We start from the raw sequence: 15,290 nt of genomic DNA on the forward strand, positions 1-15,290 counted from the left end.
AACCTAATAAATTGAGGTTATTTATGTTTTATGGACTATATCAATATGTGTAGTAAAAACTTATAAAAAAATTGATAAAGTTTGCACAAGTCGGCAAATATTTTGTCATAAAAGTGCCTTGAGGTAGTTAGTTATCATCTGCGAACATCAAGATTATCAACTTTCAATAAACTTAGGCAAAAATCATGAAAAAACTACTTTCTCTAATTTTGCTTGGACTTTTTCCTGCCGGAAAATAGAGGAGGATATTTCTTGTAATACCGTTTCTTTGTGAAGCTGCATATATTTACCCCCCGGCTACGCCGTCCCCCCTTATCAAGGGGGGACTACAGGGAAGTCTTATTATGTGCATCCTCATACAGAATTGGTATAAGGTGGTATAAAAGTCAAACATACTTTATCCGTATCTCAAGTATCCAAGTTGAAATGACTGATGAGCAGCAAGATGTACTAAACAGTTGGTTGCGTAAATCATTGCGATCGCTAATCTTCTCACTAAATCTAGGTTTCATCATTTAGCCCTAATTTCGATTTCCCCAGAGCAACAAAAGCGTCCGAGGAAAGCGATCGCATTCCCTATGGATATAAAAAAACATTTCTGTTTCTTGAAAGAGGGTTACCTACACTGCCTCCTGCTATCTTTTAGTTCCGTTGAACTGACGTTAATTAGAATTTAAAGCAATAAATATTTTGCAAGAGTTATACCAATTCTATATAAAGATGCGCTTAATCGACCCCCCTGTAGTCCCCCCTTGGTAACGCAGCAGGGAGTAAATATAGTGCAAGCTTCACAGAGAAACTGTTTAGGAAACACAACTCATGCTTAGTGCTTTTACCAGAAATGATGCTTTATTAGGCATATTACCGGAAACCCCGGTTGAATCTGTTGTTTCTCAAGGAGTTAGTACTACAGATTTAGTCCCGACATCCCCTAATATCAAACCTGCTCAGGACTATAATTTTAGTCAGTCTGATTTATTAGTTAAGCCGGTAACTGGAGAGGAACAAAGCCTTGGAACTAGCCAAGCTCATGCTGATGGAATTGACACAGAAAACACACTTCTGGAGCCAGATACGTTCCTTAATGGCGATTCCAAATGGTCACAACCCTCTGGTAAAGGAACACCAATCACTATTACTTATAGTTACAGTAATCTTCTAGACGGCAACTTACTTGGAGGTCTTGCTGTAAGTACACTGACTTCAGCAATAGAAGAGGCATTAAGGCTGTGGGCAACTTATGCACCGCTAAATTTTGTGGAGATAGCTGATAGTGGCCCTGCACCATCGAACAATTATTACCCCGCAGCTAACCATCCTCAAATACGGTTTGGTTATTCTACGATAGATGGTAGTAGCGGTGATGCTTTGGCAGAAGCCTATCATCCTTCAACCACAGATGGTTTAGGTGGCGATATTCACTTCGACAGCAGTGAGACTTGGGCAATAAAACCTGGTTCTAATCAACAAGACATCCTAGAAACAGCAGTACACGAAATTGGTCACGCTTTAGGGCTTCGCCATGAACTAGTCAATAGCGCTGTCATGAATCCAGTTGACGTTAGTCGTTATTCTGGTTTAGGAAGTGCGTTCCTGCTAGATGATGACATTAAGGAAATCCGAGACATCTACGGAACAGGTGTTGGTTCGGTTGTGCCACTTCCTGCTAGTAGAATCGACGGTACTGCCAACAATGACAACATCATCGGCACCCCAGGCGCTGACATTAATTATGCTTTGCCTGGCAATGATAGCGTCTCTGGCGGCGATGGCAATCACCAGCTTTTTGGCGGTAAGGGCATTCACCTAGTACACACACCTCTAGAGCCGGAGAACTTCAAGAAGTTCGGTTCCAAATGGCCACAACCCTCTGGTAAAGGAACACAAGTCGTTATTACTTATAGCTACAGTAATCTGCTAGACGGCAACTTACTTGGAGGTCTTGCTGTAAGTACACTGACTTCAGCAATACAAGAGGCATTAAAGCTGTGGGCAACTTATGCACCGCTAAATTTTGTGGAGACATCTGATAGTCGTTCTTCTCAAATACGGTTTGGTTATCGTACGATAGATGGAGCTGGTGGTAATGCTACGGCAGAAACGGTGCTTGTCATCAAACCTATACTTGATAAGACCGATATTTACTTCGACATCAGTGAGACCTGGGCAATAAAACCTGGTTCTAATCAATATGACATCCTAGAAACAGCAGTACACGAAATTGGTCACGCTTTAGGGCTTGACCATGAACCTTCACCTCAGGACGGTGGCACTAATGCTATCATGAATCCAAGTAGCTTTCCTCGTTATTCTGGTTTAGGAAGCGCGTTCCTGCTAGATGATGACATTAAGGGAATTCAAGACATCTACGGAACAGGTGTAGGTTCGCTTGTGCCACTTGCTTCTCGTAGAATCGACGGTACTGCCAACAATGACAACATCATCGGCAACCCAGGTGCTGACATTAATTATGTTTTGCCTGACAGTGATAGCGTCTCTGGCGGCGATGGCAATCACCAGCTTTTTGGCGGTAAGGGCATTGACCTAGTACACACACCTCTAGAGCCGGAGAGCTTCAAGAAGTTTGATAAGAACTTCGATTTCAAATGGCCACCATTGTCTGATAAAGATACACGAGTCGTTATTTATTATAGCTATAGTAATCTGCTAGACGGCAACTTACCTGGAGGTCTTGCTGTAAGTACACTGACTTTAGCAATAGAAGAGGCATTAAGGTTATGGGCAACTTATGCACCGCTAAATTTTGTGGAGGTATCTGATAGTAGTTCTTCTCAAATACGGTTTGGTTATCAGAACATAGATGGAGCTGGTAAGGCTGCGGGAGAAACCGAACTTCTTAATGTAGTACACAAAGGAGGTGTACCTGAACCTGCTTCTGACATCAATATTTACTTCAGCAGCAGTTATAGCTGGGGAATAAAATTTGGTTCTAATCAACAAGACATCTTGCAAATAGCAGTACACGAAATTGGTCACGCTTTAGGGCTTGACCATGAACCTTCACCTAAGGACGGTGGCACTAATGCGATCATGAATCCACGTGGCCCTTCTCTTTATTCTGGTTTAGGAAGCGCGTTCCTGTATGATGATGACATTAAGGGAATTCGAGACATCTACGGAACAGGTGTTGGTTTGGTTCAGCCACTACCTAGAATCTACGGTACTCCCAAAAATGACACTCTCATAGGCACCCCACGTGATGAGATTATTTATGCTTTCGCTGGCAATGACAAGCTTAGTGGTCTTGGTGGCAATGACACTCTCATCGGCAGTGATGGTAACGATACCCTTATTGGTGGCGCTGGTAATGACAGTCTAGATGGTGGCTTAGGTGAAGATACTGGGGACTACTCAAATGCAACACAAGGAATAAATATTACACTAGGGGCATCAGGATTCGCTACTAATGATGGTTTCGGTACACAAGACAAATTGACCGGAATTGACCATATCATTGGTAGCCGATACAACGACACTATTGTTGGTGATGCAGGTTGGAATAATACCCTACGTGGTGGCGCTGGTAATGACAACCTTAGCGGTCTTGGTGGCAATGACACTCTCATCGGCGGTGATGGTAACGATACCCTGAATGGTGGTGCTGGTAGTGACAATCTAGATGGTGGCTTAGGTGAAGATACTGGGGACTACTCAAATGCAACACAAGGGATAAATGTCACACTTGGAGGCTCAGGATTTGCTACTAATGATGGTTTCGGTACACGAGACAAATTGACAGGAATTGACCATATCATTGGTAGCCAATACAACGACACTATTGTTGGTGATGCAGGTTGGAATAATACGCTACGTGGTGGCGCTGGTAATGACGACCTTAGCGGTCTTGGTGGCAATGACACTTTAACTGGTGGTGCTGGCGCTGATAGATTTTTATTCGACTCTGTATCAGAGGGGATTGATACTATTACAGACTTTTCTCATTCGTCCAGAGATAAAATTTTTATTCGCTCTACCTTTGGCGCAACTTCCACAAGCCAGTTCAGTTACAACAACACTACAGGTGCTTTGAGCTTTAATTCCACTCAGTTTGCTACTTTAAATACCAATTCTGGTTTCATTACTGCCCAAGACATCATATTTGCATAGTCGAGTCTAGAGTTGAGGTGGATGAAGACCACAACTGGGCGCGACTTTTCAGCTTCCTCTAACAAAAACCGCGCCCCTTCCACTGCTTCTGTTTCAGAAGTAACATTTGTCAGCAACATCAAACCCAATCCCAAAGGTTGTTGTCGCAAATCCCCCAACTCATCCAGATAAACCCGCCTGACTTGACCACTTAACAACAAAGCGCGGGTAATTGAAGAGGAAGAAGGAGTCAAGCACCCATTGTCAACAATTAAAATTCTCGTGCAGTGCGTTGTTTATTCGCCACAAGCAGTCAGATTGCGCGGAGAGTCTGTAAAAGCAAGTACTCTAAATGTAGCAATTATAAACCTTTATATTTAGCAACTAAGTTATGACCCTAACACCAGTAGGTAATACTGCGCGACCAAAAAATCAACGGATACTATTAGCCTTAGTTAAGGAAGAAGTTACTTCCCGATTAGGGCAATCTCTACACAATGCTGTGCTGATTAATTTAGGTAAAGAGTCACAACCCCAGCAGGTAAAAAGACCTTGGAATGCAGAGATAAAAATTGGCTTAAAACCTGCTGAGGCTCTCCCAGATAGTACAACTATTTTATCTGTTTTTGATTCCCAAGAAGTTGCAGGTAAACTGTTAATTTTAGGTGCGCCAGGGTCGGGGAAGACCACGACACAATTAGAACTGGCTCAAGAATTAATCCAACGAGCCAAAGAACAGCCTGATTATCCCGTTCCCGTTTTATTCAACTTGTCCTCTTGGAAAGATGACCGACAATCTATAACTAATTGGTTATTGGGAGAACTTAAATCTAAATATGGTGTCTCAACTGAACTTGGTAAAGAATGGGTAGATAATCACCAATTATTACCATTACTTGATGGTTTAGATGAACTTGAGCCACAACATCAAGAACTTTGTGTCCAGGCAATTAATCAGTTTATAGCAGGCGAGAATAAACCAATTTTCCTAGTCGTTTGTAGTAACATTAAAGAGTATGGTAACTATTCAACTCAACTGCAACTTAACGGTGCTATTTACCTACAAACTTTAAGTAATAATCAAATTTGTGATTATCTAACCACTATTAAATATAGGGAACTGTGGTTAACCATCAGTAGCGACTTAGACTTGCTAGAATTGGCTAAAACTCCCTTACTACTCGACATTATTGTTTTAGCATCTCAAGAAATATCTGTTGAATCATGGCAGGATTTGAATTCTACAACAGAGCGGATTCAGTATTTGCTAGATGCCTATATAAGGCAGATATTGACACGAGATATTAATAGTAGGATATATTTGAAGAACAAACCTGCTAATGCTAGGAAAACACGAATGTGGCTCGTTTGGCTAGCTCAAAAAATGCTTTTAGAATCGAAAACAGAGTTTTTGATTGAAGAAATGCAGCCTAGTTTGTTAAAAAGTAAAATTCCCCAAATTATTTATAATTTGATTGTCTGGGGAGTTATACAAATGCTGATTAATGGGCTGATTCTGGGGCTGTTAGGGGTGATTTTTGGGCTGTTAGGGGGGACTGGAGAGGTTACTGTCCTTGGAAAGGTCATTAATCATGGGGTGGCTGGAGGGGTGATTGTCGGGTTTTTAGGATTGGTTCAAGGGCTGAGTGGAGGGATGATTATCGGGCTGATTGTCGGGCTGATTAATAGTTTATTTGGTAAGATAATTGAGGATAAATTTGAAAATACAGGTTTAATTAAGTCTAATAAAGTTTTTAATAAAACTATTACAAAATGGCTAATTATCGGGCTGATGTGGGGGATAATTAATCAACTGATTTCTGGGACGATTACAGGACTGATTGTCGTGCTGATTTGGGGGCTGATTATCGGGCTGGTTAATGGGTTTATTGGAGATAAAATTGAAGCAACTGAAACTCGAAAAAATTTTTATGATATTTTAAAAAATGGGTTAAATTTTGGGGTGTTTTGGAGATTTAATAGTTTAGCAGTAGAAACTAAAACTATTCCTAACCAAGGGATTTGGCAATCCGCTAAAACTACATTTAATTTATCAGTATTGTGTTTTTTACCTTCTACAATATTAATCTTTTTGATTCAAATAATTCAAAAAAATAATAGTTTAAATAAGGAAGCTTTAATTTCTAGCTTAATGTTTGGGTTATTTTTTGGATTATTGGTGGGGATACTTAGAAGTGGAACACCTGTTATTAAACACTTCACCCTACGCCTTATTCTCTACTGCAACGGCTACATCCCCTGGAATTACGCCCGTTTCCTCGACTACTGTACAGAGCGTATGTTACTCCAGCGTGTTGGTGATCGTTACCGCTTCATCCACAAACTGCTGCAAGACCACTTCGCCCAAATGGAGTTCAAGCGGGACTAAGTACACGTCACCGCGAGCGCGTCCGTAAACAGCTTTTGTCACTTTCGCCAGAGAATAATTTGTAACCCTTGCCCAGATAGGATTTTAATTGTGAGCTTTATTTGAAGGTTTTTATTAGCTTGCGATCGCTAATCTTTCCACTAAATCTAGGTTTCATCATTTAGCCCCAATTTTTATTTCCCCAGGGTAACAAAAGAGGATATAAGTAAAACGGCGTGAATAATTAAAGGTTTGTAGTTAGGATTTCAGTCCCTACTACAAAATCGATTACAATAAGTTTACATTATTTAATATAGTTCGATTTATTCGCAGCGACTTACTTACCTGCTTAATGCTGACATCGCTGGAATCTTTGTGTTACAACTTGGCAGGCAATTTAATCATGCGTTGGAGTGGGTGAATCAGATTTTGGGAATAATCCTCATAGTGTTTGAAAGCATCCTTTTGCTTGGGCTTCACGCTATGAGAGCGCAATTTATAGTAAAAAATAAGATTTTTGGCTGTTTATTTATTGCATTTTGCTGTATTTTGTGGATTTGTTTGTCATTAATTCCAGTCAACGCAACCTCCACAGGTTCTATTGATAATTTGCGACAACAGCAGCAACAAACGAACCAGCAGCGTCAGAGTGTGGTTAACGATCGCGATCGCTTAACAAATCTCCAACAAGAGGCCCAAAAACACCTCACTGGTTTAAAACAAAATTTGCAAACTACAGATAGCTACATTCAAGAGAGCGAATCACGATTACAACTCGCCACCCAACGCCTCCAGCAGTTGGAAACTGATTTAGCTGTAGCGCAACGTTCTTATGAGGAGCGACAAATAGCAACAGTAGCACGATTGCGTTATCTCCAGCGATCGCCTGCATCTATTGGATGGGCAGTTTTGCTCGAAAGTGAAAATATCAGCGACTTTTTCAGCCGTCGTCATCAGTTGAAGTTAGTGTATCAGGCAGACGAACAAATTTTAGTAAAACTCAACCAACAAGCAAAGCTGATAAATAAACAAAAAACGGACGTAGAACAGCAAAAAAACGAAATTGCCTTAATTCATGAGCAATTGTTAGCACAAAAATCCGATTATCAAAACCAGGCAAAGTCACAATCGGAATTGGTTCAACGCCTCAATAGCGATCGCCTAGCCTTGGAAGCAGCACAAAACCAGCTAGAGAGGGAATCCCAAAATCTGGAAATCTTGATTCAACAAAAGGTAGCAGAAGCCAGAGCAACAGAGGAGGCGCAAGCAAAAACCAACAGCCGGACAAGTGTGATTATTCGAGGAACTGGTATAATGGCGTATCCTAGCGATGCTTCTACTAGTAGTCCCTTCGGCTGGCGGATACACCCAATCCTTGGCTATCGTCGCTTTCATGCCGGGTTGGATTTTGCCGCTAGCTATGGTAGTAAAATTCGGGCAGCCGATTCAGGCAGAGTAATTTTTGCTGGGTGGTATGGTGGTTATGGCAGAGCAGTAATTATCGATCACGGCAATGGAATGACTACTCTGTACGGACATACCAGCGAGTTGTATGTTTCCGAAGGACAAGCAGTCGAACGCGGACAAGCGATCGCTGCTGTCGGTTCCACAGGTTTCTCAACTGGCCCCCATCTCCACTTTGAAGTCCGCCGCAATGGTACACCAGTAGATCCAGCTAATTATCTGTGAACCAAGTTTCTCTAAGCTGCAAATTTTATCATAGACGTGATATAATTGGGGAGAGTAAGGGCGCGTGGCTCAGTGGATAGAGCAACAGATTCCGGTTCTGTGGGTCGGGGGTTCAAATCCCTCCGCGCTCGTTAAATGTAGATTAACTAATTATTTGTCACTGTTAACAGATTGATGTCATATTTAACTACTTGATGTCACTGTTAACATATTACCTGTCACATTTATATACTGCTATATATTTATAAGTATGGCAGTATTATCCTTGTGCATCTAACTTATAACCGGATTAATTATTCACTAATAGAGCCAGAGGTCATTCTTTCCAAACAAAGAATCTGTTGCTCTATCCTTTCAACCCACCTAAAAACTGTCAGCTTGGCATCGAAATTGAGAACCAGTCACAAAAAGTCGATAAAGCTTTTAAAGTAATGCTAATACCGAGAAAGAGCTAATTTACGAACAAGATGGTATATATTTTTTCAAGCCGCCTCTAGTTGGAAGGGGCGTTGAAACCTTTGGAACTTTCAGGAATGCCAGATTTGAAAGTCTTTCAACCCGCCTTTAGTTGAGAGGTGTGTTGAAACAGTAGTCCTAATCCGACTATCAAAGCCCTCCCTGCCCTTTCAACCCGCCTTTAGTTGGGAGGGGTGTTGAAACCTGATTTTCCAAGTCTGCAATTATTCTGGCCTGACTTTCAACCCGCCTTTAGTTGGGAGGGGTGTTGAAACTCTGCGCTTCAAACCCTTGACTTACCAATAGTTCTGAAGGCATTTTTGTCACGTCTCCCAAAATCGCCCGTCAGTTAATACTTAAAAAAGTAAATCAACTGGCACGTTAAAGGCTATAAACCTCATTAAACAAGCGATTTAAAGTTTTGGCAGAACCCCAAGGAAATTGATCCCGCTTCGAGTCGCCAAAAAATAATTAAGGTGAGTTCCTCCTTGGTCGGAGGTGATTCAGTAGCCACCACTGCGGTAAACCCGCACCTCTATTACTGGGGGCGCACCTTATTCCTGTCCGCAAGGGACAGCAGCATCAAGGTGGGCAGCTACCAGGGTCAGAAAGCAAGACTGTTTAACAGCAGTCAAACTAACCCAAATTTACACAGCACAGAGGCTTTTAACAAGCATGAACTGCGGCGCTGTTGAATTTTCTTATTTTATTGTCAAGGTTCGGTGTTTTGTCAATCAGTTTATTTTGCGAGAATAGTAAGCTGCGATCACTAATTCTTTCGCTTTCTCTTGCGGGCTTCCTCTAACTGACTGTTTTGCCTCCTCTACAACAATTCCAGCTTTTTTTGCTTGATTTTGAATGTTTGTAATCAATCTGCCATAACTCCACTCATGAAAACTAACTCGATACTGTTTGGCATACTTTTTTTGAACTTCTATTAAGTCTGATTTTTGTTCAGCTTTGGCTTGAACCTCACTTTGAACTTGTTCTCGCATATCGCCCAACTTAGGGAGGACAATACTACCAGCTTTATATGTTTGTGCGCTCGCCACAATCTCTTGAGCTATTAATCTGTCTATATATTCCCCTAACTCCGATTCTCCAAACTGATTTGGTGCAGCAAGCGTTTGAGCTACTTGGCTTTGATGGGATAAAGAGTGCTTTTGCTGTCGCTGTCGATTTAGCAGTTTGTAGTTATCACCAAGTAGTTGTCTAATGCTGCGATAGGTAAGGACTTTACCTGTAGTCCCGTCTACTATTGCTACTGTTGCAGGCTTTTCTAAACCGAGGCTAACACCAACAAGAATATGAGATTGTCCTTTATATAAAGGTTTCGTGGGGCGAGGAAAAGGGTTATTAATTCTGTCTAAGGTAGAGTTTTTCCGTTTTATGTGAGCTTGCTGTTTCTCATTGAGGTTGCCTTTGGCTTTTGTATTGGTGATTGTTTTAGTGATTTCTTCGGCTTTCTCTTCTCTTACTTGATTGGTTCCTTCAGTCGTCCATAGGCGGGTATCTACAGAACAGTAGAGGGTTAAGTGGTTAGCCTTCCAAGGATCGCCTTTGCCTTCTTCTTCTTGCCAAGCAATACGCCCACTACGCAGGGTGAACAAGCTACTGGAGTGTTGATTTTTGCTATTTTTCTTAATTTGTTGATCTTCTAGGAAACGTTGAAACCAGTGAAGTTGGCGAGAATCACAATACACTTGAAAAGTATGCTCACTCAAACCGCTTAATTTTATACAGATGCGCCCAAACTGGTTTTTAAACCAAGTCATGTCTTCGTTGGTTTCGTAAGCTACTGGGAAAGGTACTTTGCTAGATTGCCTTAAAAGACTGTCTTGCCAAGATTTTGCCTCGGCTTCATTGGTTGGAACGTTGTGAGTAGCAGTGAAAAGAGTTGCAAGCCATTTAGTATCGTTTAAATCTCGACCTTTGGGAATTCGTGTTTCTAGCTGTTCTCTGAGGCGTTCAATCTGAATTTCAACTTTACGGCGACGTTGAGCAAATTTTTTAGGGTCTTCCTCTTTCTCGCTGATTTTGCAACCATTTTTGAGTAAATAGCTGATAGCACAACGAGTCAAGTTATTTTCTGTCTTGAAATAGGACTCAAATAAGTTCTTTGATAAACTGTTGCTATCTGAATTTTGAGGTTTTTTGCGCTTTTTAGGTTTTTTCCCATTCGTTGATTGAGTTTCAGCAGTATTGAGTAAAGCAAATTGAGCCAAAATTTCAGCAGCTTTAGTGCGAAGACTATCTAAGCTGACACCACTACTTTCTACCAATTCAACATCACTATTGAGCATTTCCAACCAGCGAATTTTGCCTTCTAGTTGGAACTGCGATCGCTTAATTAGCGCAAACCATGATTTATATATGTAGTTCACCAATGCGATCGCACTCGCGTAAAACCGTCCAGGCTGACCAATAAAGCGAGAGTCAGTTTTCAAAGGTTTGCAGAGTTCTTTGACAATACTAGTGGGGTGTTTGCCCTTTTGTCGCCAACTCTCAAACTCTGGGTGTTGATTTACCTGATGCAATAGTTCATTAATCAGTGGCGTATTTAGCTCTGCCATCAACTTCCATAGTTGGTGGCGTGATGATTCTGAGGCTACAAGACGACACTGAATAGTGATTTGGCTCATTGCTTTAAAACAATACTGTCTAATACTAACATAAATGTATTAAACAAGTCTTCTGTAAAATAAATTGTATGCAGGAGACATTTTTTACAAGCAAAGAAGCTGCTGAAATCACAGGCTGCACCCTTCGTCAGCTACAGTATTGGCGCGAGAGGGGGGTGATTGTTCCTGTAATCAGTGATACTGGGACAGGACGTAGTATTTATTACTCAAAGTCTAATTTGCTAGAACTGGCTGCAATGTCATATTGGCTATCTGTGGGGTTAAGTTTTGACATAGCCAGCACCACGCTGAAAAAGCTGAAAGACCAAGAACCGGAGTTATTTACTTCAGGTAAAGGTAAACGGTTTATGTTGTTGTCAGAAGCACAGGAGCGATCACTTGAGCTTGTGGAGTATGACAGAACAAAGGCGATCGCTTCTTTGGATGAAGGTAAACCTGTGATTCCGGTGTGGCTGGATAAAATTTATCAACGGGTAGTAAGCAGGTTAGTAGGGTAGGATACTCCCTTGATGAGTTCAGTCCAGATAGAAGTTGATAAATTAACAAAATGAATTTGGTTGCTTAGAAACGCTTAAATTTTTATTTTATAGGAAGCAACCACGCTACTCAATCACACAAGAGTTATTGATTTAAAAAGAAGGTATGAAAATTGAAAAATAACTGGTCAGTTAGTCGCGATCAAGTTTTAAATACTTGTGAACGGCAATACTACTTCAATTATGTTGTATCTGCTAGAATTAACAGTCGAGATTCTAAACTAAAGGAAATTGCATTTCTAAAAAAGCTAACAAATATCCCTATGTGGCAGGGAAATATTTTCCATACAGTAGTGGCTAACTCCCTTCAGCGAATTAAGCGGGGAGAATCTTTGCTAGCTAAAACATGGCTTACTAGTTTAAAAAATAAGGTGGAACAGGAATGGGCATTTTCTGAGAGTAGAAGTTTTCGTAGCAATCCACACTTAATTGATAAGGATGGTGGATTAGCTCTTTTTGAGCATGAATATGACGCAGAAGTAGAAGGTAAAAACTCTAAGAACATACTCCAGTTTCTCGAATTATTAGTTAACAGATTTACTAATTGGGCAGAGCAGACTGATCTTATGAAAGCAGTTCAAGGTGCAAAGCAAATCTGGATTGAACCTAATATCTACGGTTCCCACGCGCCAGGTTTTATAATTGATAATGTCCAGGTCATAGCTAAAGTAGATATAGCCTTTGTTACTCTAGAAAACAAATTCAAGATTTTCGATTGGAAAACTGGGACTTCTTCATTAATACCATCAGGGCGAACTTCGCAAGCGGAATTCCAGATGCGTGTTTACCAACTCTGGCCACACTTGACTTTAAAATATCCTTTGGAAAGTATTGAGGCTCATTTAATTTATTTTGGAAGTGATTCCGTAAAGCATGAGACATTTAAAATAGATATGGAACAGCGGGAATATACACTTTCCTTGATCCGTCGTAGTATTGCTCGTGTTATGCGCTTCAATAATGATGGCGAATTAAAATTGACCATAGAAGATTTTGATTTTGCTAACTCTGTTAGAGCTTGTCAGGAATGTAAATTTAAAAAGCTTTGCCAAAGATTACTGGAAGTATGAATAAATTAGAACAAACTCTGCATCTTGCAGCAACACTATATCCCTTAGTAGGTCTAGAAAAGACACGTTACCGCTTTCGTTTATTGAAAGTGATCGAGAAAGTCCCACAAGATAATAATAAATCTATTAGAATTCAGAGATGGGCAGACAGATTATGGCGCGAAGAATTACGCTGCCCAGTTTATCCTACAACACGTTTTGATGGAACTGGATTTCTAATTCCTTATGGAAATAGCCCTGCTGTAGGGAATATTTTTGAAATAACTGATGTACCCGATAAGGTTTATCACATTGAAGTAACAGACAAAAGTTTTGAGGTATCTATTGAAGAAGCTCTTGGAAGTGAGAGAGAGTTAATCTGTAGAATGTTAGAAAGACCTTTTACAGATAAATTTCAAGCTCTAGAATATAAATTTTGGCGTTCAGATTGGACACTATTTTTCCGTCAATTTCCTGAGAACGAAGGAGTAGAAAAAGATATTGTTAATGCTTACCGTGGACTAAAATTTGGTGTTGTCTTATTGCAAGATGTTGGAATTCACTTAGCTGCTGATATAAGAACAAAGTACGTTGGCAAAAAATCTTTACAGGACTATACAGACGAGGAAAAGGAGGATATTTTAAAGCAGCACATAGATTTAAGCATTCGGGCTGATGATAGAGCTTATTTCCTACGTGATAATATTGGTGTAAAAATCCCTTGTCGTTACACAGGAAATACAGAAAAAAGTATCAATGAGTATAGTTTCGATTTACCAGAAAAAACTACTGTATACAAATACTATTGTTCTCGCTATCCCAATATCCCAGTTCATTCCAACGAAGCAGCCATTCTTGTACAAGATCGGACAAAAGAAACATCTATTGCAGTACCTATTTCACGTCTATTTCCTATTTTTACAACAGAATATGAAGGAATTCGGAAATGCTCAATTCGTTCCCAGATGACTCCAGATGAACGAGTCAATACTATCTCAACCTTCCTTAATGAACTGTCTGAAGTGGAATATGAAGATATACCAGTTTCCATTCAGCAGCCCTATTTAAAAAGAGAAAGAAACATTTTTATCCCTCCACGCTTAGAGTTTGGAAAAGGTGAAATTCATAAGCCGTTTCCTAAAGGTTCGGTTCCTCCTAAGACAAATCATATCTTCGATAAGTTGATTATGAGTTGGGCATCAAGTAAACTATCAACCCTTTACAGAAATGGGGCATATCATAATGAGACTATTCCTAACTTAATCCTGTTTTATCCAAAAACATTGGAGCGGGACACTCGTGAGACTTTTGTGCGAGACTTAGAGAGAGAGATTGAACAACAGACAGGGCAACGTCCTCAGATTATTCAGCAGCGACATTACGATATTGGAAAATATGAGCGTCGGGGAAGCTCTTTGCTTCGTATACTGGCAGAGATAAGGTCGAGCAATCCTAAATCTTTAGCAATTATTGTTCTATGGGATCGTTTCTTAGAAAGTGTACATGGTGAATTGAAGGAAGTTCTTAGACCTGTTATGTCACAGTGCGTTACCGAAAGAGTAGTCCGCAATATTGCAAGGAAGCATAATCCTCAATTGGCTACGAGTCAGTTACAGAATCTAGCTCTGGCGGTATCAACTGAAGCTGGTATCCAGCCGTGGGTTATAGCAGATCCGTTACATCACGATTTGCACATTGGTATTGATTTGCTGTTTGGCAAGATTGGGTATCATTTTCTCTACGGAACAGGTGGAAGATTAATCCAACAATACTTTGGGAACTCTACCTTGAGAGGGCGGATGCAGGAAGCTATCAAGAAGCCAGAGTTACGCAATCGTCTTGAGGAAACTATTCGGTCTATCGTTAAAGACCATCATCAAATCAACAGCATTATTATCCATCGTGATGGTCGGTGGTGGTCCAGTGAAAGCTCCGCGCTTCAAGAAACAGTAGCACGCCTGAAAAAGGAGGATATTTTACCAAAAGATTTTCGCTGTGCCGTCGTAGAAATTCGCAAGAGTCACTTACCTGTACGCTTGTTTACTGTGGTAGAGGGAAATTCCAGAGAATATTTGCAAAATGCGCTCTTTGGGACTTACTTAATTTTAGATTCACAAAGAATTATCTTAACCACTACGGGCAGACCAGGGGCATGGGATGATAGTTCGCGTGGTAAAACAGCCAACAATTTGCTCTTGGAAGTTGTGGAAACCATCGGTGAATTTAATACCCAAGATATTGCTGAAGATACGTATTATCTTACACACCTGAATTGGAACGCACCAAACATCGAGATTGGACTTCCAGTAACGATACGGTGGACAGATCAAGCTCTGCGCGAAACGTTCCGTCCACAAGTTGAGGAGGAAGATAACGAAGAGTTACAAGAAATTGAATCTGATGATTTTGGATGATACAATCCTTAATAAGGATAAAGTGATAT

At 40.6% G+C, this 15,290-nt stretch carries 8 protein-coding genes and 1 tRNA gene; 7 read left to right on the forward strand and 2 right to left on the reverse strand.

Translation table 11 applies throughout. From position 1 onward, the window contains the following. Window positions 1-819: 819 nt before the first annotated feature. The gene (locus tag RMZ43_RS08730) at window positions 820-4,128 is read left to right on the forward strand and encodes a matrixin family metalloprotease (RefSeq protein WP_322653751.1); all 3,309 of its coding nucleotides are present in this window, start codon (window positions 820-822) and stop codon (window positions 4,126-4,128) included. On the opposite strand, the gene RMZ43_RS08735 is transcribed toward RMZ43_RS08730, so the two are convergent. Next, window positions 4,065-4,385 carry a DUF2887 domain-containing protein gene (locus RMZ43_RS08735; RefSeq protein ID WP_322653773.1) on the reverse strand — a complete coding sequence of 107 codons (321 nt, stop codon included), beginning with the start codon at window positions 4,383-4,385 and terminating at the stop codon, window positions 4,065-4,067. The genes RMZ43_RS08730 and RMZ43_RS08735 overlap by 64 nt on opposite strands. Window positions 4,386-4,498: 113 nt before the next feature. Between RMZ43_RS08735 and RMZ43_RS08740 the strand changes: the two genes are divergently transcribed. The 3 genes from RMZ43_RS08740 (at window position 4,499) to RMZ43_RS08750 (ending at window position 8,295) form a co-directional block, all read left to right on the forward strand. After that, window positions 4,499-6,496, forward strand: coding sequence for an NACHT domain-containing protein (locus RMZ43_RS08740; RefSeq protein ID WP_322653752.1), 1,998 nt, complete (start codon window positions 4,499-4,501; stop codon window positions 6,494-6,496). A 462-nt stretch (window positions 6,497-6,958) separates the two neighbouring features. Continuing rightward, window positions 6,959-8,164: a murein hydrolase activator EnvC family protein gene (locus RMZ43_RS08745; protein WP_322653753.1), complete on the forward strand. Its 1,206-nt coding sequence runs from the start codon at window positions 6,959-6,961 to the stop codon at window positions 8,162-8,164. Between the two features lie 58 nt (window positions 8,165-8,222). Further along, a tRNA-Arg gene (locus RMZ43_RS08750) sits at window positions 8,223-8,295 on the forward strand. Between the two features lie 1,059 nt (window positions 8,296-9,354). Here RMZ43_RS08750 and cas12k read toward each other — a convergent pair. Beyond that, the gene (cas12k, locus tag RMZ43_RS08755; protein ID WP_322653754.1) at window positions 9,355-11,262 is read right to left on the reverse strand and encodes a type V CRISPR-associated protein Cas12k; all 1,908 of its coding nucleotides are present in this window, start codon (window positions 11,260-11,262) and stop codon (window positions 9,355-9,357) included. Between the two features lie 68 nt (window positions 11,263-11,330). Here cas12k and RMZ43_RS08760 point away from each other — a divergent pair, with 68 nt between their 5' ends. The 3 genes from RMZ43_RS08760 to RMZ43_RS08770 all read left to right on the forward strand — a co-directional run bounded on the left by RMZ43_RS08760 (window position 11,331) and on the right by RMZ43_RS08770 (window position 15,261). Continuing rightward, window positions 11,331-11,759 (forward strand): MerR family transcriptional regulator, encoded by a 429-nt coding sequence (locus RMZ43_RS08760; protein ID WP_322653755.1) that lies wholly within the window; start codon window positions 11,331-11,333, stop codon window positions 11,757-11,759. Between the two features lie 152 nt (window positions 11,760-11,911). Beyond that, on the forward strand, window positions 11,912-12,868 hold the full coding sequence (locus RMZ43_RS08765; protein ID WP_322653756.1) for a PD-(D/E)XK nuclease family protein: 957 nt from the start codon (window positions 11,912-11,914) through the stop codon (window positions 12,866-12,868). Beyond that, window positions 12,865-15,261 carry a Piwi domain-containing protein gene (locus tag RMZ43_RS08770; RefSeq protein ID WP_322653757.1) on the forward strand — a complete coding sequence of 799 codons (2,397 nt, stop codon included), beginning with the start codon at window positions 12,865-12,867 and terminating at the stop codon, window positions 15,259-15,261. The genes RMZ43_RS08765 and RMZ43_RS08770 overlap by 4 nt, the downstream gene beginning before the upstream one ends. Window positions 15,262-15,290 lie beyond the last annotated feature (29 nt).

Source organism: Nostoc sp. CmiVER01 (assembly GCF_034531135.2).
Lineage (GTDB): Bacteria > Cyanobacteriota > Cyanobacteriia > Cyanobacteriales > Nostocaceae > Nostoc.

What these genes read in the sequence shown, in the direction of transcription:
- RMZ43_RS08730 (WP_322653751.1), top strand. Translation starts at nt 820, where the DNA reads ATGCTTAGTGCTTTTACCAGAAATGATGCTTTATTAGGCATATTACCG.
- RMZ43_RS08740 (WP_322653752.1), top strand. Translation starts at nt 4,499, where the DNA reads ATGACCCTAACACCAGTAGGTAATACTGCGCGACCAAAAAATCAACGG.
- RMZ43_RS08770 (WP_322653757.1), top strand. Translation starts at nt 12,865, where the DNA reads ATGAATAAATTAGAACAAACTCTGCATCTTGCAGCAACACTATATCCC.
- cas12k (WP_322653754.1), bottom strand. Translation starts at nt 11,262, where the DNA reads ATGAGCCAAATCACTATTCAGTGTCGTCTTGTAGCCTCAGAATCATCA.
- RMZ43_RS08745 (WP_322653753.1), top strand. Translation starts at nt 6,959, where the DNA reads ATGAGAGCGCAATTTATAGTAAAAAATAAGATTTTTGGCTGTTTATTT.
- RMZ43_RS08760 (WP_322653755.1), top strand. Translation starts at nt 11,331, where the DNA reads ATGCAGGAGACATTTTTTACAAGCAAAGAAGCTGCTGAAATCACAGGC.